Here is a 23,116-nt window from a genome sequence, read left to right as displayed (position 1 = left end):
GGAGGTGAAGGCGGTGAGCTCGCTGTATTTTCTCTTGCTGGTGCTGGGCGCGCTGGTTTTGCAGGCCACGGCCCTTAATTTTGTGTCCGTTTACGGGGTCAAACCGGACCTCGCGCTCGTGCTGGTTATCTTCAACGGCTTCCTCCGGGGTACCCGGGAGGGGGCTTTTTTGGGTTTTGTGGGGGGAGTTTTGCAAGACCTGGTAAGCGGGGGGTATTTCGGAATGAATGCCCTGGCCAAAATGGCTGCGGGATACCTGGCCGGGTTGGGTGAGGGGAGGCTTTACCGCGACAAGCGGGTTATCGCCGCCGGGCTGACCTGGTTTTGCACCCTGGCTTCCCAGTTAGTGTATTACCTGCTGCTGGCCATGGTGAACGTGCAGGTGCCGGTGGCGGCGGCGCTGGCGGGGATAATTCTGCCCGTAAGCTTTTATAATGCGCTGGTTGCGCTGCCGCTATACGGCCTCTATTACCGCTCCGCAACAAAGGGCCTGCTCAAAAGGGGAGAAGTTTAACTGGTCACCGGTGGCCGGTTGCCGGAAATAACGAGTAGCAGGGCGACCCGGTGGTTTTCTGGAGCAATTGGAGCGACGGGTGCGGTGCTTGGCCCGTCATCCCGAAGCTTTGACCCGGTAACTGCCAAATTAGAAAGAGGATGTTCAGTGAAACGCAAGCTGATTGAATATAAAATGAAATTCGTACTGGGCGCGGTGTTCCTGGTCATTCTGGTCCTGCTGGCCCGGGTTTCTTATTTGCAGCTGGTCCAGACCGAAGAATATCGCACGCTGGCCCGCAATAACTACATCCGCATTGCTCCGGTGTTTGCCCCGCGCGGTGAAATTTTTGACCGCAACGGTGAGAAAATCGTCACCAACCGGCCAATTTACACCGTTTCCATCAATGATTTAAACCTGGAAGGAACCACGTACCACCTGTATTTGAACCGGACCGGGGCGGACATTGTGGATATGGCCGACACGCTGGCCTGGATACTGGCCGGTGACGAGGAAACATTGCTTTATTTCGAGCAAATCAGCGGGGAAACCCTGCAGGATTATGCCAAAAAAAATGGCGTAACGATTAAGCAGGGAGAGGACTCCGGCAATGCCGGCGCAAACGACGAGCAGCTATACGTATTGAAAAAGAAATTCATTGAGGAAAAAATCAAGGAACGGGCCAGGGACAACAAAAACCAGCTGGAGCAGGGGCAAAGGCTGGAAATCGCCGTAGTTTACAACCCTTCTACCATGGCGACCCTGAACCGGTACGATCTGGAATCATACGGCGTCACCGTGGAAAAGAAGGCCGATGTTCTGAGCACCCTGGTGCAAATGCTGTTGAACAAAGGGGTTTATCAGGGTCAAACGGCGTATGAAATCGAATCCCGGATGCGGAAGGAAATCAGGGATAAGAAGTTGTACCGGCCTTACGAACCCGTGCTGGTGGCGGAGGACATCCCGCCGGAGATGGTGGTGGCGCTGCGGGAAAAACAAATGGAACTGCCCGGGGTGGTGGTGGATATCCAGCCGGTGCGGGACTATCCTTACGGGGACCTGCTCACCCATGTACTGGGCTACGTGCAGAATATCAAAAAAGAGCAGTACGAAGCGCACAAGGACGAGGGTTACTTGATGAACGACCTGTATGGTCAAAACGGCCTGGAGCTGGTGTATGAAAAGTACCTTCGCGGGGAGCACGGTGCCAGGCAGGTGGAAGTGGACGCCAGCGGGCGCCCGGTCCGGGATTTGGGCTTAAAACCGGCGGTGCCGGGCAACGACCTGGTTTTGACCATTGACCTGGACCTGCAACTGGCCGCGGAAAAAGCGCTGGCGGACGGTGTTAAACGTGCCCAGGGCGCGGGGTTTAAACTGGCCCGCGCCGGCGCCGCTGTGGTGATGGATGTTCGTACCGGGGCCATTCTGGCCATGGCCAGTTACCCCACCTATCACCCCGGCATCTTCACCGGCGGCCTGACTAGCGCGGAGTGGCAGGAGCTGCAGGAGTCCGGGGCACTGTTGAACCGGGCGATTGCGGCAACCTATCCGCCGGGTTCCACCTTTAAAATGGTGACGTCTGCGGCGATACTGGAAAAGAAAATTGTTGACCCGGAATACAAAATGCCAGACCCCGGTTATTACAGGCTGGGCCGGGGCGTGTTCAGGGACTGGAAGCCCGGCGGGCACGGGTCGGTGGACCTGCGCAAGGCGCTGGAGGTATCCTGTGACACCTATTTCTACCAATTCGGGCGCATGGCCGGAGTGGACGCCATTGCCCATTTCGCCAGGGAATTTGGGCTGGGGCAAAAGACGGGGATCAACCTGCCCGGTGAAATGAGAGGCACGCTGCCCACGCCTGAATGGAAATACGAAATGGTTAAAAGTATGTTGATCAGGTACAACAAAGATTTTGCCCGGGTACGCGAGCTTAACCGGATGATCGACGAAACGCAAAGCGAGTCCCGCAAGCAGGAATTGAGGCGGCTCAGGGACGAGGAACTGGAAAAGCAGCTGAAAAAGCATGAATGGGACCTCAACTGGCAGCAATACGAAACCATCAACATGTCCATCGGGCAGGGCGACAACACCTACACACCGCTCCAGCTGGTATCTTACGTGGCGGCCATTGCCAACGGGGGCACGCTGTACAAGCCGTACCTGGTGGAAAAAGTTGTTTCGCCCCACGGCGCGTTGATTAAGGAGTTCAAGCCGGAAATCAGGCACAAGGTGGATATCGACCCCGAAAACCTTCAGATTATCCGGGAAGGCATGCACCGGGTGACGCTGCCTCCCACTGGTACGGCGTCGGGAGTTTTTTACGGTTTCAAACACTCGGCGGCGGCCAAAACGGGTACCGCCGAGGTCATCGACGCCAACGGCAGGAAAAAGGGTAACCACGCTTTATTTGTAACCTTTGCCCCGTACGAAAAACCCGAGGTGGCGGTGGCCGTGGTGCTGGAGTACGGCGATTCCGGCAGCGGTTACGCCGGACCCATTGCCCGGCAGATCCTGGAGGCCTACTTTAATGATTCCGGTGCAACGGATATTGATAAATCCAAGGACCGGGCCGGTGGTGATGCGGCGGCGGGCAGGGAAGAAGAACCGGCCGGCCGTGAAACGGGCGTTGTCGCGATAAACTGGCCCGGCCTGGAAAAGCACCAGGACGGGGAAGCGGGGTTAAACGAGCCCGGGGGGACCAGTTTTGATCAAATGCTGTGGGAGAAGTTGCACGAAATGCCTGCGGCCACCCGGCCGGTAACGGGGCCATCCGTGCCGGCGCCTTTGCCCCGGGCCGGGCGACAGGCGCAACAACAACCCGCGCCGGCGCCGCAGCAACACCAGCCGGCGCCCGCACCGCAGCAACCACAACAGGCGCCTGCACAGCAACAACAACCGGCATCCGAGCCGCGGCCACAGCCCGCACCTGTACCACAGCCACCTCCGGTGAATGCTCCGCAAGCGGGGCAGCCCGCGTCGCCGCAGCAGCAACCGGCGCCCGGCGCGCATCTACCGGCGCAGCCGGAAGGCGGTTCAAACGGTTGAGAGAGCAACGGCAACAGTAGCGTTTTGGGTCAGTAATCCAAAAGAGTTTTGTTTTGAGGCTGTTGACAACCATGCAAGGTGTTTCCGTTGCTGTAGCAAACGACTATGGAGCACCGGTTAACAACTCTTGGCGAAGTGCAGGAGCAAAACCGGGAGGCACGCACAGGACGTGCGTGCCAGCCCCAATCGAGATCAGGACGTCGAGTTTGGGGCGGCCCGGTTTTGCCCGGAGCGAGCCTTAGAGTTGTCCGGTGTGGAATCGGAGTGAGCAATAGCAACGGAAGCACCTTTGTCAACAATCTGCAAACGAGGTTTAAAGTGCCCCGTTTTTTTTGTTTTTTTAGCAGGATTTGGTTATGGGCTGTAGAATTATTATGAGAATTGATCCGCGCAATTTTTCTCAACCTGTTAGTTGTTAAGATAATTGTTAAGATAATAAGATTGTTTCTCACGGGGAGGAGTAAAGCAGTGACTCCTGATTGGACTGGCGGAAATTTGGTGCATTTCCCTGGCAAAGGGGGAGGAGAACCGGAAGAAATAGGTGACGAAAATACCATTTTGATCCAGCGCACCTTGCGTTCCGGCCAGTCGATAAGTTTTGACGGCAACGTCGTAATTATCGGCGATGTGAATCCCGGCGCGGAAGTGGTGGCAACGGGCAATGTGGTGGTAATGGGATATTTGCGGGGAGTGGTGCACGCGGGCGCCGGGGGGAACGAAAACGCGGCTGTATATGCTTATTGCCTGCAACCGACCCAACTGCGTATAGCCAACCACATCACCCGCGCTCCGGACGGGGAGCAATCTTATCAGGTGGGCCCCGAAGTGGCCAGGATAAAAAACGGTGCGGTGATCATTGAAGCTTTTCAAAACGGTCCGGAGCGCCAGAGATGAGATTTGCGTCAATGTAAAAGCATAAAAGGGAGGAAACAATGCTGATGGGAGAAGTAATTGTGGTTACTTCAGGCAAGGGAGGGGTGGGTAAAACCACTACCACCGCAAACCTCGGGGCGGGCTTGGCCTCGTTGGGAAGTCGGGTGTGTTTGATAGATGCGGACATCGGTTTACGCAACCTGGACGTGGTGATGGGGCTGGAGAACAGAATAGTTTACGACCTGGTTGACGTAACCAGCGGCAACTGCCCTTTCCGGAAAGCGCTCATTAAAGACAAGCGTTTTGAAAACTTATACCTCTTGCCGGCCGCCCAGACCAAAGACAAGACAGCGGTCAGCCCGGATCAGATGAGGGCCCTGTGCCAGGAAATAAAAAATGAATATGATTACGTGATCGTTGACTGCCCCGCCGGCATCGAGCAGGGTTTTCGCAACGCCATTGCAGGCGCCAACCAGGCCGTTGTGGTAACAACCCCGGAGGTTTCCGCGGTGCGGGACGCCGACCGGATTATCGGCCTGTTGGAAAAAGAGGACTTGCGGGAACCCAAATTGATTGTTAACAGGTACCGGTACCACATGGTCAGGCATGGGGATATGATGAGCATCGACGACATTATCGAAATTCTCGCGATAGACCTGTTGGGAGTGGTGCCGGAAGACGAAATGGTGGTGGTGAGCACCAACCGCGGGGAAATGGTGGTTACCAACAACCAGTCAAGGTCCGGCCAGGCCTACCGCAACATTGTGCGCAGGATCAAGGGCGAGAATGTTCCCATGATGGACCTTGAAGAAGGAGGCTTTATGCGCAAGTTACGCCGGATGATCGGCCTGAAGTAAATGGGAAAGGGGGAAGCGCAGTGCTGGATTTTTTAAACAGGATTTTCGGTCGTGAAAGCAATCAGAGCAGAAGCGTAGCCAAGGAAAGGTTACGCCTGGTGCTTGTGCACGACCGGATCGGCGTTTCACCACAGCTGTTACAGTCCTTAAAAGCCGATCTCATTCAGGTTATCACCAATTACATGGAAATAGACGAGGATGCCCTGGAAGTGACCCTGGACAGCTCCGAAAACCAGGTGGCGCTGGTGGCCAATATACCTGTCAGGAGAATGAAGAGAAAATTTCAAACCGAGAGCGCCTGACCGTTGGCGCCGGGAACCGGCCGGTAGTTTAATTTTACCGGCTTTTTTTGTGATCCGACCTGTTATATAATTTAATACGTGGCTTCATCTTGACCCGGTGCCAGTGTAAGGTGGTGATAAACGTGGGCACCAGGCGCCTGTTTAAAAATCTCGATTTTACCCTGATCGGCGTTACCGGGATCATTATTATCTTCGGCCTGGTTGTGATCGGCAGTGCCAGCACTGATTACGGCTGGTGGATGCGCCTCGGCCTTGATATGGACAAGCTGCAGCATGCCGGAATTCTGCAGCGTCTTTTATGGATGAAAAAAGAATACGTGTTCAAGCAGTTCATCTGGGTGCTGGTGGGTATTATCGCCGCCATGGCGGTGATCTACATTCCTTACGAGGACTGGCGCAAATACACCAGGCACCTTTATGTGATCAACCTGCTCATGCTGGGCTTGGTTCTGGTGCTCGGGCACACCGCCATGGGCGCGCAGCGCTGGATCAACATCGGCCCGTTTGTGTTCCAGCCTTCCGAATTCGCCAAGTTGATCATCATCGTTACCCTGGCTGATTTCCTGGCCGGGCGGGAAGGCAAGCTGCGCAACCTGAAGGAACTGATCCCCTGCTTTGTTTTTGTCGGGGTACCCATGGTGCTGATTCTGCTGCAGCCCGACCTGGGCACGTCCCTGGTGTTCATAGCGGTATTATTCGGCATGCTGTTTATTGCCGCCGGCCGGCCTTTGCTCGTTTGCGGAATTTTCGGCGCAGGCCTTGCGGGGGCGATCGGTATGGTCTGGGCGCACCTTAAATTCGGCACCTGGATTCCCTTGCATGATTACCAGTTGAAACGGCTGATTATTTTTCTTGATCCCTGGTCGGATATCCAAGGGGCGGGTTACCACGTGATCCAGTCCCAGATCGCCATCGGTTCCAGCGGCTTCTGGGGTAAGGGGCTGATGCGCGGTACCCAGAGTTTTCTTGAGTTTCTCCCCATCAGGCACACCGACTTTATTTTTTCCGTGCTGGCCGAGGAATTCGGTTTTCTGGGCGTACTGCTGCTGTTGACTTTGTTTGCGGTATTCCTGTACCGGGGGGTGCGGATTGCCGCCGAGTCCAGGGATCTGTTCGGCACGCTGATGGCGGTGGGCGTGGTCAGCATGTTTGCCTTCCATATCCTGGTTAACATCGGCATGACCGTTGCCATTATGCCCGTTACCGGCCTGCCGCTGCCTCTGGTCAGTTACGGCGGCAGCAACATGATTACCAACCTGGCCGCCATCGGGGTGCTGTTAAATATATATTTGCGCAGGCAAAAAACAATTTTTTAGGGCAACAAAATCAATTTTACGAAAGATTAAAAAGTGAACCGGAAATGGATCTGTTATCTATTTCCGGTTTTTTCTTTGTAACCTGTATCTTTTACACAAAGACACCCAACCCCCGGCCGGTAAATACCGAAACCGGGGGTTGAGGCCGCAGCTGCGTGGCGCCACTATTAGTATATGCAGTTGTTGTTTTTTTGTGCAAGGCAAAGGGTTTTTATTTAACCCGGGCGTATCTCAGGCTCGATTTTGACACAGGATAAATTAGGTGCAATGCAAAGAACTACCGGAGGTTGAAGATGACGAAAGAAAATACCGTGCGACAGGTGGCCAAAAAGGAATTCAACTGGTATGGTTCGGTGGGGGTGCCAGCGGGGGTGGACAGTGTCGACGTGCTGGCCCGGGTGGAAAACATCCGCCCCCGGCTGCTGGAGAACTCGGTGTTGCGGGTGGACGTTTTGATCCGCATGTTCGTAGTGCTTCCGGAAGAGGGTGTGGAAATGGAAACCGGGACGGCCCGCAAGAAAATCGTCAAGGATATCGATGTGAGCAGTTTTATCCAGCTCCGGAACGTGCAGGATTTTGATCAGATCGTTTCGGTGCACCATGAAATCAATGTCGACCGGGTCAGTTTGCGCATGGGGCGCGTTTCCACGGTGGGAACGCTTGGCCTGGAAGTTACCTACCTGGGTTACGTTGTGCTGGAGGGCACGGTAAGCGAATTTCCCGGGGGTGTTGCCGTGCGTGACGCCCAGGTTAAAGTAAAGGATCTTGACGGCGGGCAGGTGTTGTTCTCCACCACCACCGACCGGGAGGGTAAATATGTCTTTAATGAGCTGGGACCCGGCACTTACCGGGTGGCGGTGGAAGCGGAAGGGTTTGAGGGCGCTGAACAAGTAGCCGTGGTCATGTTGCACGACCAGGTAAATTTTACCCTGCACCGGCTGTAAAGCTTGTCATATTTATCCAATCCCCCAAATATACATATGCTACAACTACGTTATTGTTTGAGGGGGGAAAGACCTTGAAATGGGGCAGGCTACCTCGAAGTTGGCCGCGCAGTAAATATGCCAGGGATGAATGGGCGAGTTATTATCAATCCGTAACCGGCCGGCGGCCGGCGATGCCGCGGGTTGGACGCCGGAGAGGGCGAAGCGGGCTGTTTCGGATTACCGCGGTGCTGGTTATTCTGGCCGTGCTGGTGGTGGCGCGCCAGTTTTCCCACCCCGCCGGCGAACAGGTGCGGGAAAACCTGCGCTACCTGTTGACGGCGGAGTGGAATTTCCGCCCGGTTCTGGACAAATCCTTGCAACTGGCCGCCCAGTTGGTTAACTGGGATAACCCTGTTGTTCAGGAAGCGCCCGGAAAGATTGACGCCGCAAAGCCGGTGGCGGGGTCCGGTTTGGAACAAGAGCAATTGGTCATACCCGTTTCCGGCAAGGTGATCAATGAATTTGGCTGGACCCGGTCCGCCATTGACGACATGGAAAGATTTCACCCGGGTATTGATATCAGTGCTCCGGAAGGAACCAGCGTGGTTGCAGCCCTTGGCGGCAGGGTGACCAGGATCGACAGCGACAGGACGATGGGACGGTATATTTTAATCGATCACGGGGGCGGAACATATACCCTGTATGGCGGGGTGTCCGGCATTACGGTGGTGGAAGGCCAGGATGTCAAAGCGGGTCAGGAAATTGCCACGGTTGGCGAGGGGGAGGTTTCCGGCGGGGGGCTGCATTTTGAATTGCGCGAGAACGGTAAACTGGTCGATCCCCTGGTCCGCCTGCGGTTAAAAGGAAATTAACTACGGGGGTGCCGGAATGCGACTGGGGCGTTTGCTGGGAGTGGAACTTTACCTCAACCCCTTTTTTTTAATCTTGCTGGCGCTGTTTTTTATGGCCGGAGTGCTGGGCCGGGGGTTGGTGGCCTTCGGCGTTGTGCTGGTGCATGAAATGGCCCACGCGCTGGTGGCACGGCGCATGGGCGTGCCTCTTGACGAGGTGGAACTGTTGCCTTTCGGAGGCGTGGCCCGGACCGGCGCCGAACTGGCGGTTGACCCGGCGCGGGAGATACCGGTCGCCGTAGCCGGGCCGGCCAGCAACCTGATCATGTTCGCCCTGGGCGTGGCGTGTAAAAATTACGGGCTCTGGCATTCCGACCTGGGCCCGTTTTTTTTGCAGTGCAACCTGTTGGTGGGAATGCTCAACCTGCTGCCGGCCATTCCCCTGGACGGCGGGCGCATTTGCCGGGCTTTTCTTTCGGGCCGGATCGGCGTCAGGCGGGCCACCTACCGGGTGGCCGGCCTGGGCCAGTTTTTCGGCGTGATGATCGCCCTGGCCGGCTTGCTTGGCATCCGGGCCGGTTATTGCGGGCTGGACATCCCTGTGACCGCGCTCTTTTTGTTCTACGCGGCCACCCGGGAGCGGATGGCGGCGCCCTACCTGTTCATGCAGCTGGTGATGCGCAAGCAAAACGAGCTGGCCCGGGAGGGATTGCTGCCGGCCGCCCACCTGGTGGCCCTGGAGAACGCGCCCCTGGGGAAGATCATCGGCCCCTTTGTGCCGCGGAGGTTTCACCTGGTGGTGGTGCTGGACCGCGACTGGCGGTATCTCGGCACCGTAACCGAAACCGCGGTGATCGACGCCCTGTTGAACCGGGGGGCTGATATTCCGGTGGGGGATCTACTTAAGTAGGTGCCAGGTGTTGAAAGGTTGAAAGTTGATCAACTTTCAACCTTTCAACACCTGGCACTTGATTTTTCCGGCGAATAATGTTATTTAACAGGGAAAGGTAAATATTTGGAGGATTTGTGACAATGGACATGAACAAACTGGTGGAAAAGGCTTTAAACCGCGTGCAAAAGCCCGGCCGTTACGCCGGGGGCGAGTGGAACGCGGTGCGCAAGGACTGGCATAACACCGGGGTTAAAATGGCCTTCGCCTTTCCCGACGTTTATGAGGTGGGCATGAGCCACCTGGGACTGCAGATTTTGTACAGCGTGGTGAACGGGCGGGACGACGCGCTGGTGGAAAGGGTGTTTGCCCCCTGGGTGGATATGGAGGAACAAATGCGGAAAACCGGCCTGCCGTTATTCAGCCTGGAATCCCGCAAACCATTGCGGGATTTTGACATTGTGGGCTTTACATTGCAATACGAGTTAAGCTTTACCAATATTTTAAACATGCTCGACCTGGCCGGGATTCCCCTGCGGTCGGCCGGCCGGGAGCGGGGCGATTATCCCCTGGTGGTGGCCGGCGGCCCCTGCGCGTTCAATCCCGAACCCCTGGCGGATTTTATCGACGCCTTTGTTCTCGGCGAGGGTGAAGATGTGATCCACGAACTGCTGGACGCCTGCCTGGAGGCGCGCCGGCGGGGCGAGGGCAGGCGGGAATTGTTGCTGCGCCTGGCGGGAATCGACGGAATTTACGTGCCCTCTTTCTACCAAGTGGAGTATAATGAAAGGGGATTGGTGCAATCGGTAACGCCGGTTGTCGCAGGCGTGCCAGCCCGGGTGAAAAAAAGGGTGGTTGCCGATTTGGACAAAGTACATTATCCCACCCGGATGATCGTGCCCGCCATCGAGCCGGTGCACGACCGGGCCATGCTGGAGGTACAGCGCGGCTGCACCCGCGGCTGCCGGTTCTGCCAGGCGGGCGTGATTTACCGGCCCGTGCGGGAAAAGGAGCCGGAAACTTTACTGCGCCAGGCGGAGGAGTTGTTGGCTTCCACCGGGTGGGGCGAAATATCGCTCACCTCGCTGAGCACCTCGGATTATTCCCGGGTTGGGCCGCTGATCGGCGCGCTTGCGGAAAAACACGGGGGCGCCGGCGTCAACGTGTCCCTGCCGTCACTACGGGTGGACGCTTTTTCGGTGGACCTGGCCAAAGAAGTGCAGAAGGTGCGCCGTTCCAGCCTGACCTTTGCCCCGGAGGCGGGTACCCAGCGCCTGCGGAATGTGATCAATAAGGGTGTCACCGAAGATGACCTGATGGAAGCGGTAACGGCGGCCTTTGCCGGAGGGTGGCATGCGATCAAGCTGTATTTCATGATCGGGCTGCCCACCGAAACCGGCGAAGACTTGGAAGGGATCGCCCGCCTGGCGCACCGGGTTCTGGAGAGGGGGCGCGGCCTGGTCAAAGCGAAAGGGCGCCTGAAAGTAACCGTCAGCGTGTCGTCTTTCGTGCCCAAGTCACATACCCCGTTCCAGTGGGAACCCCAGAACACACTGGATGAACTCAGGCGCAAGCAGGAGTTTTTACGCGCGCGCCTGCGGGGCCGCGGGCTGGTTTTCAACTGGCACGACCCCGAAAGCAGCTTTTTGGAAGCCGTCTTATCGCGCGGCGACAGGCGCCTGGCCGCTTCGATCGAGGCCGCCTGGCGCAGGGGTTGCCGCTTTGACGGGTGGTCGGAATTATTTGACCTGGACAAGTGGCGGGCGGCATTTGCCGAAACCGGGATCGATCCCGGGCAATATGCCTACCGCCGGTACGAGTACGAGGACGTTCTGCCCTGGGATCATATCGGTGCCGGGGTGAGTAAAAAATACCTGGTGCGGGAGCACCGGCGCGCCGTGGCCGGGGAAAAAACTCCCGACTGCCGCGGTGGGAAGTGCCCGGGGTGCGGGCTGTGTCCCGCCCTGGAAATCAGACCGCGCCTGGCAGGGGGTGAATCCGTTGCCCCGTTACAGGATTTGTTACAGTAAACACGGACCGGCCCGCTATATTTCGCACCTTGACCTGGTGCGGGCGTTGGAGCGGGCGCTGCGCCGGGCCGGCCTGCCCGTGGCCTACTCGGAAGGGTTCAACCCTCATCCCCGCCTCAGTTTCGCCGCGCCGCTGCCCGTAGGCTCCGAGGGGCTGGCCGAACTGGTGGATGTGGAGACCACCGCTCCCGTCGCGCGCCGCGAGCTGGCCGGGCGCCTTAACGCTGCGCTGCCCCGGGGACTGTCGGTACGGGAAGTGACGGAAGTACCGGAAAACGCGCCGTCGTTGATGGCAGCGCTGGACAGCGCCGGTTACATCGTGCACGTGGATGCCGGTGACCTGCCCGCTTGCCCGCCGGCGGACGCCGTCCGGTCTTTTCTGGCCCTGGACCACATCGAAGTAACTCGCCGGGGCAAGGACGGGCAGGAAAAAGTGCGCGACATCCGGCCAGGCATTTTGGATCTCAAAATGCTGTCCGTTGACGGGGATTTGATCCTGGAACTGCGGCTGAAAACCGGCAGCGCCATGAATGTGCGCCCGGAGGAGGCCGTGGAGGCATTCCTGCGCCATGCCGGCCTTGCGGTGGATCGGGCGGATTTGCGGATTACCAGAACGGGGCTGTTTGCCGGGGATTCGGTATTGTCAAAACAGCCGGGATGAAGAAACCGCCGGAGCGCCCAACATATAAGAGTTCCAAAATTATTTTTTCCGGTTAGATTGCGGGGAAAAAAATATGTTTAAAGAAATACTGATCAATGTAGGGGAAGAAGAAACCAGGGTAGCCGTGCTGGAAAACAAGGTGCTGGTGGAGATGTATATTGAGCGGTCCCCCAACCAGCGCCTGGTGGGAAACATCTTCAAGGGCAGGGTGGAGAATGTGCTGCCCGGGATGCAGGCCGCCTTTGTGGATATCGGTTTGGAGAAAAACGCTTTTTTATACGTGGAAGACGCCATCCCCGCCCGTACCCCCGACAGCGGGCAAAACCAGGGCAATTCAACGATGGCCACCAACATCTGCGATATCTTAAAGCACGGACAGGAATTAATAGTCCAGATCGTCAAGGAGCCCATCGGCACCAAGGGAGCAAGGGTGACCACCCACATCACGTTGCCGGGCCGTTACCTGGTTTTGATGCCCACTGTTGATTACATAGGCATTTCCAGGCGGATCGAGGACGAGCGGGAGCGGGACCGCCTGCGGGGGATGGCCGCCCGGATCAAACCCGAAGGCATGGGCGTGATCGTGCGCACGGTGGCCGAAGGTGTGGATGAAGATGAGCTGCGCCTCGACATCAACATGCTTACCGGCCTTTGGCGCAAAATCGTCAATCGCTCCAATCACGGGCCGGTGCCCAATTTATTGCACCGGGACCTGGAGCTGGTACAGCGCATCCTGCGGGACACCTTTACCGAGGACGTGGACCGGTTGATTATCGACTCCCGGTACGAGTACGAAAAGATCCTGGATCTTCTGGATATCCTGGGGCCGCGCCTCAAGGTCAAGGTGTTTCTGGAGGAAAGGAACAACCTGTTCGTGGAGAACAACATTGACGCCGAACTGGAAAAGGCCCTTAAGCGCAAGGTCTGGCTCAAGTGCGGCGGGTATATCGTGATCGACCAGGCTGAGGCCCTCACCGCCGTGGATGTGAATACAGGCAAGTATGTGGGCAGCACCAACCTGGAGGACACGGTGCTCAAAACCAACCTGGAGGCGGCGGTGGAAATAGCCCGCCAGCTGCGCCTGCGCAACATCGGCGGCATCATCATCGTCGACTTTATCGACATGAGCAGGGAGGAGCACCGGCAACAGGTACTGGAGGTGCTGGAGGAAGAGATCCGCAAGGACAAGACCAAGACAAATATCCTGGGCATCACCCAGCTGGGCCTGGTGGAAATGACCAGGAAAAAAGTGCGTCCCAGCTTGGCCGAGGTTCTGCAGAAGACTTGTCCGTACTGCGAGGGGCGAGGTAAGGTGCTTTCCGAGGAAACGGTGGGAATTAACATCAGGCAGCAAATTTACCAGATGGCCAGGCAGACCGCTGCGGATACCATCCTGGTGGAGGCCAATCCACTGGTGGCCGCCCGGCTTATCGGCAGCGGCGGCTCCAACCTGCGGGAACTGGAAGCCCGGATCGGCAAAAACCTGTACATCAGAGGTTCCACCGAACACCATATTGAATCGGTAACCATGCGCCCGTTGTACGACCAGGCCGATATCCAGGCACATACTTTGCCGGTGAAGCCCGGCCAGGTGCTGGAAGTCAAGGTGGAGGAGCCCCACGCCAACAACTTTAACGACGGTATTGCCCGCATTAACGGTTTTATTCTTGACATCGAGGGGGCCGGCTCGCTGGTGGGGGAAACGGTGCCCGTGGAGGTCAACAAAGTTTTTCGCACTTATGCCAAGGCCAGGCTGATTAAAGCTTAAAGCAGAGCCTCAACGAAATTTGTCGTTGAGGCTCCGGTGTCTGTTTAACGCAGCTGTTAATATTGACAAAAAAAGACGTTGTGATAAAATGAGATATTGTAGACTGCTTACAGTACCGCGCGGAACGGGTTTTAAAGGGCGTTGTCCTACCCGGTTCCGGCGAGTCCTTGAAAAAAGAGGGGGAACTGGACAATGTACGCCATTATTGAAACCGGCGGCAAACAGTACCGTGTCAGCGAGGGGGACACCCTGTTCATTGAAAAACTGCCGGTCGATGCGGGTGAAACCTACGCGGTCGACAGGGTACTGGCCGTGGAGAAGGACGGCCGGCTCAAGGTGGGCACTCCACTGGTGGAGGGCGCCAGGGTTGTCCTCAAGGTCGAAAAACACGGCAAAGGCCGGAAGATTATTGTGTTCAAGTATAAGCCCAAAAAGAATTACCGGCGTAAAAAGGGCCACCGCCAGCCCTTTACCAGGGTTGTGGTGGAGAAAATCGAGGCCTAGTACGGAGGTGAGATATAAATGGCACATAAGAAAGGGGTAGGTAGTTCTCGTAACGGCCGCGATTCCAATCCCAAGATGCTTGGTGTCAAGCGGGGTGACGGTCAATTCGTTACCGCGGGCAGCATCCTGGTGCGCCAGCGGGGGACCCGTATTCACCCGGGCCGCAACGTGGGCCGCGGTGGTGACGACACTCTGTTCGCCAAGGTGGACGGTATTGTAACCTTCCAAACGAAGGGTAAGGATAAAAAAGTGGTCAGCATCAGGGAAGTGGCGGAAACAGCGGTTTAACTTTTCCGCCGGGAAGTTCCCGTCCGTAATGAGGGGATGAAAGGTAATTCACATTTGAACAACAGCATTATCACATTAACATCAAAAAAGCCCGCTGTAGCGGGCTTTTTCCGCGCGTGTGCACTTAACGCAGATCTGTGTTGATTATAAAGTCGAAATACATATAAATGGGGTTTTGTTCCTGGCTGGGAGGAAATTGCCTCCAACTGTCGAAAGTAAGTCAAACGATATTCTAGCCTTGGTGCCAGGTGTTGAAAGGTTGAAAGTCTGGCACCGCTTGGGGAGAGTTGCCGGTTGGATACTGCGAAAATGCTGGAACTGATTTCGGAGCAGCGGCATGATTTTCTCAACCACCTGCAGGTAATCTCCGGCCTGCTGCAATTAAACAAGGGGGAGCGGGCCAGGGAGTATATCCGGGGAGTGGGCCGCGATATCAAGCGCTTGAGCAAGATCGGGCACCTCAAGGTACCCGATGCGGCGGCGGCCTTTTTGATTGGGCATAACCTTGCCGCAAGTCATGAAATTGAGGTGGATTACGATATCCAGGCCGACCTGAAGGGCTGCACTGTGCCCGGAGATAAACTGGGCGCGGTGCTGGAAAAATTGCTGGGTTTTGCGGTGGATTGCCTGGCGCCTCCGAAAATTGCCGGGCGCAATATTTTCATCAAAATCGGCGCGGTGGACGGTGGGTATATATGCCTGCTGCGCTTTAACGCTGCGTTGAACGGTAACCGTGACGGCGCAAGCGAGGTTTTCCGCCTGGCAAAGGAACAATTGTCGCCTTACGGGGCCAGGCTGGAAGGCGGTTTCTCCGGGGAAAACTGCGATGTCATGTTATTTTTGCCCGCCGGTGGCGCCTGAACCCTTGCTTTTATGTTAATAATATGATAAGGGACGGGCTGTTCCCAATTTGGATTGCAGGTGAGTTAAATGTTTTACGACAGGGCGAAAATTTTTGTCAAGGGCGGCGACGGCGGCAACGGCTGCGTCGCTTTCCGGCGGGAGAAGTATGTAGCCGAGGGCGGCCCCTGGGGCGGCGACGGCGGCAAGGGCGGCGACGTGGTTTTCCGGGGCGACGGGGGCCTGCGCACGCTGGTGGATTTTCGTTACCAGCGCCATTATAAGGCCGACCGGGGTCAGCACGGCCGGGGCAAGAACATGCACGGCCGGTCCGCGGAGGACCTGGTGATACGGGTGCCCCTGGGCACGGTGATTCGGGACGAGGCCACCGGCCAGGTCCTGGGAGACATCGTGGCTGAAGGCCAGGAAGTGGTGGTGGCTCGAGGCGGGCGCGGCGGCAGGGGCAACGCCCGTTTTGCCGGGCCGCATAATAAAGCCCCCACCATGGCCGAAAAGGGCGAACCCGGCGAAGAACGCTGGCTGGTCCTGGAACTGAAACTGCTTGCCGACGTGGGGCTGGTGGGGTATCCCAACGCAGGCAAATCCACGATGATTTCCAGGCTTTCGGCGGCGCGGCCCAAAATCGCCGGTTACCCCTTTACCACCCTGACCCCCAACCTCGGGGTGGTCAGCCTGGGTGAGGGAAAAAGTTTTGTCATGGCCGATATTCCCGGCCTGATTGAAGGCGCCCACAGCGGTGCGGGGCTGGGGCATGATTTTCTGCGCCACGTGGAGCGCACCAGGCTGCTGGTGCACGTGCTGGATACTGCGGGCACCGAAGGGCGCGACCCGCTGGAAGATTTCCGGGTGATCAACCGGGAGTTGAAGCTGTATAACGAAACACTGGCCGGCAGGCCGCAGGTGATCGCGGCCAACAAGATGGATTTGCCCGGCAGCAAGGAAAACCTGGCCAGGCTGGAGGCCGGGCTGGCCGGCGCTTATGAAATTTTTCCGGTTTCCGCGATAACCGGAGCGGGTCTGGGTGAACTTGCCCACAGGGTCTACGAACTGCTCCAGGAACTTCCCGCCGAACCACTGCAGGAGGAAACGCCGGAGGTGATCCACACCGCCGGGCCGCGGTTCGTTATTACCCGGGAGGGCTCCGAGCTGGTGGTAAAGGGCCGGGAGATCGAAAAACACGTGGCCATGACCGATCTGGACAACGAGGAGGCGCTGGATCGCCTGCAGCGAATTATCAACATCATGGGTTTGGAACAGGCCCTGCGGGATTGCGGCGCCAAAAATGGCGATACTGTGCGTATCGGGGACTTTACTTTTGAATTTGTCGATTATGAAGCGGAGTAGGACCATGGAAAGAAGAAATTTCACCCGCATGCAGCGAGTTGTAGTGAAGATAGGTTCCAGTTCTCTGACCTATCCCACGGGCAAACTGAATATAGAGCAAATTGAGCAGCTGGTCCGGCAGCTGGCCGACCTGCACAACCGGGGGATGGATGTGTTGCTGGTTACTTCCGGGGCCGTCGGGGCCGGCATGGGCAAACTGGGGCTGGCCAGGCGCCCCCGCACCATTCCGGAAAAGCAGGCGGCGGCTGCCGTGGGGCAGGGGATTTTGCTGCACATGTACGAAAAGATTTTTGCCGAGTATGGTGTTATTGTAGGACAGGTGTTGCTGACCCGGGAGGATTTTGCCGACCGGCGCAGGTTTTTAAACGCCCGCAACACCCTGCAGGCCATGCTGGGCTTTCATATTATACCGGTAATCAACGAAAACGATACCGTGGCGGTGGATGAGATCAAACTGGGCGACAACGACAACCTGGCGGCCATGGTGGCCGGGCTGGTGGACGCGGACCTGGTGGTGCTGCTTTCCGACGTGGACGGCCTTTTCGACGGCAGGCCGGGAGATCCGGGCGCGACGCTGGTCAAGGAAATCCGCGAGATTGATGACCGGATAGAGGCCCTGGCGGGAGGAGTGGGCTCGGCGGTGGGAACCGGCGGGATGGCGACCAAGATCCAGGCCGCCCGCATTGCCATGCATTCCGGAGTGGTAACGATTATTGCCCGGGCTTCGGAAAGGGACGTAATTCGTCGCCTGGTGGCCGGCGAGCCGCTGGGCACGGTGTTCTGGCCGTCGGTGAGGCTGGTGAATAAAAAGAGGTGGATTGCCTACGGGGCTACTGTGTGCGGGCGGATTTACATCGACGGGGGCGCGGCCCGGGCCTTGCGGGAAAACGGCAAGAGCCTGCTGCCTTCCGGCGTGACGGGGGTGGAGGGCGATTTTGAGATGGGCAACACCGTAAGCGTCGTGGCGCCCGATGGCAAGGAAATCGCCCGGGGCATCGTCAATTATTCCGCCGCCGAAGTCGAGAGGATAAAAGGCAGAAAGACCGGTGAAATAGAGAAAATTTTAGGCTATAAGGATTACGATGAAATTATACATCGGGATAACCTGGCCCTGGAATAGTGCCAGGTGTTGAAAGGTTGAAAGATGCACAACTTTCAACCTTTCAACACCTGGCACCAAAGTTACAAAGGAGGAAAAACGATGGAACAACAAATTATCGCCAAAGCGCAAAAGGCAAGGGAGGCGGCCCGCAGGCTGGCTTACCTGCCCACGGACACCAAAAACGAAGCGTTGCTGGCAATGGCCGAGAGCCTTGTTAAACACACCGGCGACATCCTGGAAGCAAACGAGATCGATGTCCGGGCCGGCCGGGAAAAGGGGCTTTCCCGGGCTTTGATCGACCGCCTGCTGCTCAGCCCGGAGCGAATCGAGAATATGGCCGAGGGCCTAAGGGTGCTGGTATCACTGCCCGACCCGGTGGGCGAAGTGGAGAGCATGTGGACCCGGCCCAACGGCCTGCGGGTGGGGCGGATGCGGGTCCCGCTGGGCGTGGTGGGCATCATTTATGAGGCCCGCCCCAACGTGACGGTGGACGCTGCCGGGCTGTGCCTGAAAGCGGGCAACGCCGTAATTTTGCGGGGCGGCTCCGAGGCGATCAACTCCAACAAGGCCATCACCGGCATTATTTCCACTGCCGCCACCCGGGCCGGGGTGCCCGAGGGCGCCATCAACCTGATCGAGATTACCGACCGGGCGGCGGTCAACATAATGCTGCGGCTGAACGAATATATCGATGTGATCATCCCCCGGGGCGGCGCCGGTCTGATTCAAACTGTGGTGCAAAACGCCACGGTGCCCGTAATTGAAACCGGTGTCGGCAACTGCCATGTCTTCGTGGACCGGTACGCCGACCTGGAGATGGCCAGGCGCATTGTCATCAACGCCAAGTGCCAGCGCCCCGGGGTGTGCAACGCCATTGAATCGCTGCTGGTGCACCGGGAAGTGGCGGTGCAATTTTTGCCCGCCATCCTGGAAGCGTTTAAAGAGGCCGGGGTTGAGGTGCGCGGCTGCGAGCGCACCAGGGAGTTTGCGGAATGGGTGAAACCCGCCACCGAAGAGGATTACGCCGCCGAATTCCTCGACCTGATCATCGCCGTGAAGGTGGTGGATACCATGGACGAAGCCCTTGACCATATCTATCGCTACGGAACCAAGCACTCCGAAGCGATCGTCACGGAAAATTATACCCGGGGCATGCGCTTTTTGCAGGAAGTGGACGCGGCGGCCGTTTACATCAACGCCTCCACCCGGTTCACCGACGGTTACCAGTTCGGGTTCGGGGCCGAAATCGGCATCAGCACCCAGAAGCTGCACGCCCGCGGCCCGATGGGATTAAAAGAATTGACCACCAACAAGTACATTATTTTTGGCGGCGGGCAAATCAGGAGTTGACGGAGATTTTAGGAAGATATCGGATTAAGGAGCGAGATTTGAACGAGCACAGGTAACGATATCGGGGCCGTTGCATCCGGGGCTTTGACAAGGACAAACCCGTCGCCCGGCTTCCTGATGGGTTATGATTTTATATAGTGCAGCGGTAAAAAGTCAACTACTTTTTCAGAATACCAAGTTCAACGTCATTCAAAAGCCTATTCCACAATGCATTAGTCGCGCGACTAACGGTACCGTTAATGTATTTGAGTCGGCGAGTGGCAAGATTCTGGGTACATTGTCAGTTTATTCCCCCATACCGCATCGCTGGAAGGAAGAAAAAGTCGGTTACCTGGCGACCGTCGCAAGTCAGACCGGGCTGGCGCTGGCGAACGCCCGTCTTTATTCGTCGCTGCGGGATTATTATTTGAGTGCCGTGCAGGCGTTGGCGGCGGCATTGGAAGCCAAGGACTTTTACACGCGGGGTCATTCCGTGCGGGTGGCGAATTGGGCGCGGGCGTGTGCCCGCGTGCTGGGGCTTGGCGCCGAAGAAAAGGAACAAGTCTACCTGGCCGGGCTTTTACACGATTTGGGCAAGATAGGTGTGCGGGAAAACATTCTTCTCAAACCGGGACCTCTTACTGAGGAAGAAAGAAAGGAGATGCAGAGCCACCCTGTTGTGGGGGCCAGGATTCTGGAGCCGGCCAGATTTCCGGCGGCGGTCATTACAGCCGTACGGCACCACCACGAGGACTATGGCGGCGGCGGTTATCCCGCCGGCCTGGTTGGGGAAGAGATTCCGCTGCTGGCACGTATTATCCGCGTGGCCGATACTTACGATGCCATGACGTTCGCCAGGCCCTACCGGCAGCTGCTTACTCAACGGCAGGCGCGGGAGGAATTAAGGCGGTGGGCGGGCCGGCAGTTTGACCCGCGCGTTGTGGATGCTTTCCTTCGAATTCCGGAAGAGGAATTGGAAGTTATTACTGGAGAGAGGGAAGTGTGGATACCCTAGTGGACTTTATCATTTTCGATTTTCATTTGTGGGTTGTGTTAAATAATCATGAACGCTGGGATGGTTGAAAACGACCGGATGAAAAAAAGAAGAATCGGCCTGATGGGCGGGACTTTTGATCCCATTCACCACGGGCACCTGGTTGCGGCGGAGGAGGCCAGGTACCAGTTCGGCATGGAAAAAGTGATTTTTATCCCCGCCGGGATACCGCCGCACAAAACCAGGAAAGACATTTCCCAGGCCTGGCACCGCTTTGAGATGACCAGGCGGGCTGTGGCGACAAACCCCTATTTTGCCGTTTCCGATATTGAGATCAAGCGGGAGGGGGCGTCGTACACCATTGATACCGTCCGGGCCATGGGGGAAATATATAAAGGCTGGGAAATATTTTTTATCACCGGCGCCGATGCCGTTCTGGAGATTTTAACCTGGAAAAACGTGGTGGAACTACTGGAAATGTGCTGCTTTGTAGCGGCTACGCGTCCGGGTTTCAAACTGGAAAGCCTTGGCCGCAAGCTGGCCCACCTGCCGCAGGGCTGCCTGGAAGGGATCAAAACGCTGGAAGTGCCCGCCCTGGCCATTTCGTCCACCGACATCAGGCTCCGGGTGTGGCAGGGACGACCCATTAAATACTTGCTGCCCGAAGCGGTGGAAGAATATATTTACCAGAACAAGCTGTATTTATTGTGAATCCCTGGCAAAAATTGGCAACTGCCCTCTGCATTTTGCATTTTTCTTTTGCAAATAATACAAACACACCAGGAAATGCAGTAATGGAAAAGAGGTGATCAGATGGCGCGGACACTTTACGTGGGAAACCTGCCGTGGGCAACCAAAGCCGAAGAACTAGCCGAGGCTTTTTCAAGATACGGGGAAGTGCTGGACAGTCGCATCATTACCGACAGGGAAACCGGGCGCTCACGCGGGTTCGGTTTTGTGGAGGTAAGGGATGAGGACGCCGAAGGGATGATTGCGGCATTGAACGGTACCGAGCTGGGCGGCCGGATCATCACCGTGAACGAAGCCAGGGCCAGAGAACAACAGGCATAGTGAAAAAAGAACCTCCTGCGGGGAGGTTTTTCTTTATAACTTTTCAATACTTAAATAAACGTTCTAAAATATGATCTGCTACATGCATTCCGGCTTTCTTCAGCTTTCTAACTAATTCTTCGTAGGAATCAGAAATTAAGCCACTCTTTATGCCAACGTGTAGTAAGAACAATGTACCTAAAACCTTAAGTTCTGCTGCTTGGGCATATTTTCGCGCTTTTCGGTCATCAATAAGTACTGCCCTGGCGTTATTCTCCTTGGCGAGGACGATTACTTCCGTTTCACCTAAATCAAGATGCCCTTTTAATAAACTTACCGCTATTTCATTTTGCACTTGTAATACCTTAATAAAATCGGCGCTGCGAACCTCTTCCGCTCCGGGCAGGCCTACTCCGTTTTCAACCACCTCATTATATACTGCCTGTGGGATATATACTTTTCCCAAAATAGATTTAATCAAATGTAAGTAGCCAAGTTTACTTAAAATAATTAGCGGGCCGGAGTTGCAGACAATCAAATTAAACCCAACTCCTTGCCCAATTTTATTTCTTTTTCCAGGTCTTCTAATTCATAGTTATAAAAAACCTTTTTCCTGGCGATTAGATCGGCAAACTCCCATAAGGTCATGTCAACCATCCTGGCGGCTTGGCCAAAAGAGAGGATGCCATCCGCATAGTAAGATAAAGCCAGCCTTTGCATAATTTCAGATTCCAGTTCCTTTTGCCTAAAACCGGCATTCAGTAAACTTATGGGTATTTTTAATTTTAATTGTACCTCTTTCATTTGCTTATTCACCCCAAGCCAATGTGCCTATGATCATTATATAACAAATCCAATATGTTAACAGTGCAACCCGTAAAATTAATCTTGAATTCGGAAAGTAAGTAATAACAACCACCTTAACCGAAAAAACATTACAAAAAAATACCAGAATCACCTGGAAATACAGTTACAAATTAGTTTTTTTACCCAAGTACCAAATCACCCCTTAAAATAGCCAGTAAAATAGGCACAACAAACCAAACCGGATCAAATGCAAAATAAAACCGGTTTTAGGGTCCATTATTTAGCTGTAGCAACCATCGAAAATCAGAGGTTGAGGGGTATGTATTAAGTAACATACACCATAAGCCAGGCCCTTTTCTTTAGAAACACCTTAAAGTTTTCCTTGATAATGGTTATCGTCTTTTTCAGCCAAGCATTGGGCGCCAGTCTAACATGCCGGTAACGACCGTTACCCACAATATTACCCGGCACGTTAATCAATACGCGCCTTATGGTAGCTACCTCATGGTGCCTGTGTTCTTGGGGCATCAACGCTGATTTAAACCAGTTCAGCAGATTATAAGCCAAAGCCTTGATCCACATGAACGCCGCATTTCTGATCATTTCGTGCTGGCTGGTTTGGTCAACGGCGAGTCCCTGTTTTAGTTCATCGATTTTGTTTTCCACGTTGCAGCGTTTGTTATACCAACGCCAAACCTTCTCGGGAGGCAGATCTTCCATATTGGTAACTATAACCTCGTAATCATACAGGTCCGGGTAGAAAAGGCATGGTTCGTTACTTTTCAACTCTACGGTTTCCCGGATAAAAACGAACCGTCTGGCCTTT

General features: G+C 55.9%; 24 protein-coding genes. 21 read left to right on the top strand and 3 right to left on the bottom strand.

Features of this window, described 5'->3' with window-relative positions; all coding sequences use genetic code 11:
• Positions 1-13: 13 nt before the first annotated feature.
• The 21 genes from mreD to IT084_RS12005 all read left to right on the top strand — a co-directional run bounded on the left by mreD (position 14) and on the right by IT084_RS12005 (position 21,504).
• Complete coding sequence (gene mreD / locus IT084_RS12105; protein ID WP_195713156.1) at positions 14-514, top strand: rod shape-determining protein MreD; 501 nt, start codon at positions 14-16, stop codon at positions 512-514.
• A gap of 147 nt (positions 515-661) precedes the next feature.
• Entirely contained in the window at positions 662-3,538 is a 2,877-nt protein-coding gene (locus IT084_RS12100; RefSeq protein WP_195713155.1) for a penicillin-binding protein 2, read from the top strand.
• Positions 3,539-4,033: 495 nt separating this feature from the next.
• Positions 4,034-4,432 carry a septum site-determining protein MinC gene (minC, locus tag IT084_RS12095; RefSeq protein WP_207744567.1) on the top strand — a complete coding sequence of 133 codons (399 nt, stop codon included), beginning with the start codon at positions 4,034-4,036 and terminating at the stop codon, positions 4,430-4,432.
• 44 nt (positions 4,433-4,476) lie between these two features.
• Positions 4,477-5,268 (top strand): septum site-determining protein MinD, encoded by a 792-nt coding sequence (gene minD / locus IT084_RS12090; RefSeq protein ID WP_195713210.1) that lies wholly within the window; start codon positions 4,477-4,479, stop codon positions 5,266-5,268.
• A gap of 20 nt (positions 5,269-5,288) precedes the next feature.
• The gene (minE, locus tag IT084_RS12085; protein WP_195713153.1) at positions 5,289-5,570 is read left to right on the top strand and encodes a cell division topological specificity factor MinE; all 282 of its coding nucleotides are present in this window, start codon (positions 5,289-5,291) and stop codon (positions 5,568-5,570) included.
• 122 nt (positions 5,571-5,692) lie between these two features.
• Positions 5,693-6,886, top strand: a complete 1,194-nt coding sequence (gene rodA / locus IT084_RS12080; protein ID WP_195713152.1) for a rod shape-determining protein RodA — start codon at positions 5,693-5,695, stop codon at positions 6,884-6,886.
• A gap of 293 nt (positions 6,887-7,179) precedes the next feature.
• Positions 7,180-7,830, top strand: coding sequence for a carboxypeptidase-like regulatory domain-containing protein (locus tag IT084_RS12075; protein ID WP_195713151.1), 651 nt, complete (start codon positions 7,180-7,182; stop codon positions 7,828-7,830).
• A gap of 74 nt (positions 7,831-7,904) precedes the next feature.
• The gene (locus IT084_RS12070; RefSeq protein ID WP_195713150.1) at positions 7,905-8,684 is read left to right on the top strand and encodes a M23 family metallopeptidase; all 780 of its coding nucleotides are present in this window, start codon (positions 7,905-7,907) and stop codon (positions 8,682-8,684) included.
• Between the two features lie 16 nt (positions 8,685-8,700).
• On the top strand, positions 8,701-9,573 hold the full coding sequence (locus IT084_RS12065) for a site-2 protease family protein (protein WP_195713149.1): 873 nt from the start codon (positions 8,701-8,703) through the stop codon (positions 9,571-9,573).
• Between the two features lie 128 nt (positions 9,574-9,701).
• Entirely contained in the window at positions 9,702-11,582 is a 1,881-nt protein-coding gene (locus tag IT084_RS12060) for a TIGR03960 family B12-binding radical SAM protein (protein ID WP_195713209.1), read from the top strand.
• Entirely contained in the window at positions 11,554-12,243 is a 690-nt protein-coding gene (locus IT084_RS12055) for a TIGR03936 family radical SAM-associated protein (RefSeq protein WP_195713148.1), read from the top strand. The genes IT084_RS12060 and IT084_RS12055 overlap by 29 nt, the downstream gene beginning before the upstream one ends.
• A gap of 73 nt (positions 12,244-12,316) precedes the next feature.
• Positions 12,317-14,011 carry an Rne/Rng family ribonuclease gene (locus tag IT084_RS12050; RefSeq protein WP_195713147.1) on the top strand — a complete coding sequence of 565 codons (1,695 nt, stop codon included), beginning with the start codon at positions 12,317-12,319 and terminating at the stop codon, positions 14,009-14,011.
• A gap of 192 nt (positions 14,012-14,203) precedes the next feature.
• Positions 14,204-14,515, top strand: coding sequence for a 50S ribosomal protein L21 (gene rplU, locus IT084_RS12045; protein WP_195713146.1), 312 nt, complete (start codon positions 14,204-14,206; stop codon positions 14,513-14,515).
• A gap of 18 nt (positions 14,516-14,533) precedes the next feature.
• Complete coding sequence (rpmA, locus tag IT084_RS12040) at positions 14,534-14,803, top strand: 50S ribosomal protein L27 (RefSeq protein ID WP_195713145.1); 270 nt, start codon at positions 14,534-14,536, stop codon at positions 14,801-14,803.
• Between the two features lie 294 nt (positions 14,804-15,097).
• Complete coding sequence (locus tag IT084_RS12035; protein ID WP_195713144.1) at positions 15,098-15,664, top strand: Spo0B domain-containing protein; 567 nt, start codon at positions 15,098-15,100, stop codon at positions 15,662-15,664.
• A gap of 69 nt (positions 15,665-15,733) precedes the next feature.
• Positions 15,734-17,008, top strand: coding sequence for a GTPase ObgE (gene obgE, locus IT084_RS12030; protein WP_195713143.1), 1,275 nt, complete (start codon positions 15,734-15,736; stop codon positions 17,006-17,008).
• Positions 17,009-17,012: 4 nt separating this feature from the next.
• Positions 17,013-18,128 carry a glutamate 5-kinase gene (proB, locus tag IT084_RS12025; protein WP_195713142.1) on the top strand — a complete coding sequence of 372 codons (1,116 nt, stop codon included), beginning with the start codon at positions 17,013-17,015 and terminating at the stop codon, positions 18,126-18,128.
• Between the two features lie 81 nt (positions 18,129-18,209).
• Positions 18,210-19,460: a glutamate-5-semialdehyde dehydrogenase gene (locus IT084_RS12020; protein ID WP_195713141.1), complete on the top strand. Its 1,251-nt coding sequence runs from the start codon at positions 18,210-18,212 to the stop codon at positions 19,458-19,460.
• Positions 19,461-19,737: 277 nt separating this feature from the next.
• A complete protein-coding gene (locus IT084_RS12015) occupies positions 19,738-20,454 on the top strand; it encodes an HD-GYP domain-containing protein (protein WP_243276939.1) in 717 nt (238 codons plus the stop codon).
• A gap of 48 nt (positions 20,455-20,502) precedes the next feature.
• A complete protein-coding gene (gene nadD / locus IT084_RS12010; protein ID WP_243276938.1) occupies positions 20,503-21,144 on the top strand; it encodes a nicotinate-nucleotide adenylyltransferase in 642 nt (213 codons plus the stop codon).
• Between the two features lie 102 nt (positions 21,145-21,246).
• The gene (locus tag IT084_RS12005; protein ID WP_195713140.1) at positions 21,247-21,504 is read left to right on the top strand and encodes an RNA-binding protein; all 258 of its coding nucleotides are present in this window, start codon (positions 21,247-21,249) and stop codon (positions 21,502-21,504) included.
• A 43-nt stretch (positions 21,505-21,547) separates the two neighbouring features.
• Here IT084_RS12005 and IT084_RS12000 read toward each other — a convergent pair whose 3' ends face one another.
• The 3 genes from IT084_RS12000 to IT084_RS11990 form a co-directional block, all read right to left on the bottom strand.
• Positions 21,548-22,021, bottom strand: a complete 474-nt coding sequence (locus tag IT084_RS12000; RefSeq protein WP_195713139.1) for a DUF3368 domain-containing protein — start codon at positions 22,019-22,021, stop codon at positions 21,548-21,550.
• Positions 22,018-22,287 carry a UPF0175 family protein gene (locus tag IT084_RS11995; protein WP_195713138.1) on the bottom strand — a complete coding sequence of 90 codons (270 nt, stop codon included), beginning with the start codon at positions 22,285-22,287 and terminating at the stop codon, positions 22,018-22,020. The genes IT084_RS12000 and IT084_RS11995 overlap by 4 nt, the downstream gene beginning before the upstream one ends.
• 327 nt (positions 22,288-22,614) lie before the next feature.
• A partial coding sequence (locus IT084_RS11990; RefSeq protein WP_207744561.1) for a transposase occupies positions 22,615-23,116 on the bottom strand: 502 nt, incomplete at its 5' end.

The sequence above is a fragment of the Desulfallas sp. Bu1-1 genome, from assembly GCF_015594625.1.
Taxonomy (GTDB): domain Bacteria; phylum Bacillota; class Desulfotomaculia; order Desulfotomaculales; family Desulfallaceae; genus JADNRQ01.
Note: the sequence above shows the minus strand (reverse complement) of the source record. Positions and strands in the feature narration are given on the sequence as shown.

Coding starts and splice junctions, on each gene's coding strand:
- minD (WP_195713210.1), top strand. CDS start 4,477: ATGGGAGAAGTAATTGTGGTTACTTCAGGCAAGGGAGGGGTGGGTAAA.
- IT084_RS12075 (WP_195713151.1), top strand. CDS start 7,180: ATGACGAAAGAAAATACCGTGCGACAGGTGGCCAAAAAGGAATTCAAC.
- IT084_RS12065 (WP_195713149.1), top strand. CDS start 8,701: ATGCGACTGGGGCGTTTGCTGGGAGTGGAACTTTACCTCAACCCCTTT.
- IT084_RS12060 (WP_195713209.1), top strand. CDS start 9,702: ATGAACAAACTGGTGGAAAAGGCTTTAAACCGCGTGCAAAAGCCCGGC.
- IT084_RS12050 (WP_195713147.1), top strand. CDS start 12,317: ATGTTTAAAGAAATACTGATCAATGTAGGGGAAGAAGAAACCAGGGTA.
- rplU (WP_195713146.1), top strand. CDS start 14,204: ATGTACGCCATTATTGAAACCGGCGGCAAACAGTACCGTGTCAGCGAG.
- rpmA (WP_195713145.1), top strand. CDS start 14,534: ATGGCACATAAGAAAGGGGTAGGTAGTTCTCGTAACGGCCGCGATTCC.
- obgE (WP_195713143.1), top strand. CDS start 15,734: ATGTTTTACGACAGGGCGAAAATTTTTGTCAAGGGCGGCGACGGCGGC.
- proB (WP_195713142.1), top strand. CDS start 17,013: ATGGAAAGAAGAAATTTCACCCGCATGCAGCGAGTTGTAGTGAAGATA.
- IT084_RS12020 (WP_195713141.1), top strand. CDS start 18,210: ATGGAACAACAAATTATCGCCAAAGCGCAAAAGGCAAGGGAGGCGGCC.
- nadD (WP_243276938.1), top strand. CDS start 20,503: ATGAACGCTGGGATGGTTGAAAACGACCGGATGAAAAAAAGAAGAATC.
- IT084_RS12005 (WP_195713140.1), top strand. CDS start 21,247: ATGGCGCGGACACTTTACGTGGGAAACCTGCCGTGGGCAACCAAAGCC.
- IT084_RS11995 (WP_195713138.1), bottom strand. CDS start 22,287: ATGAAAGAGGTACAATTAAAATTAAAAATACCCATAAGTTTACTGAAT.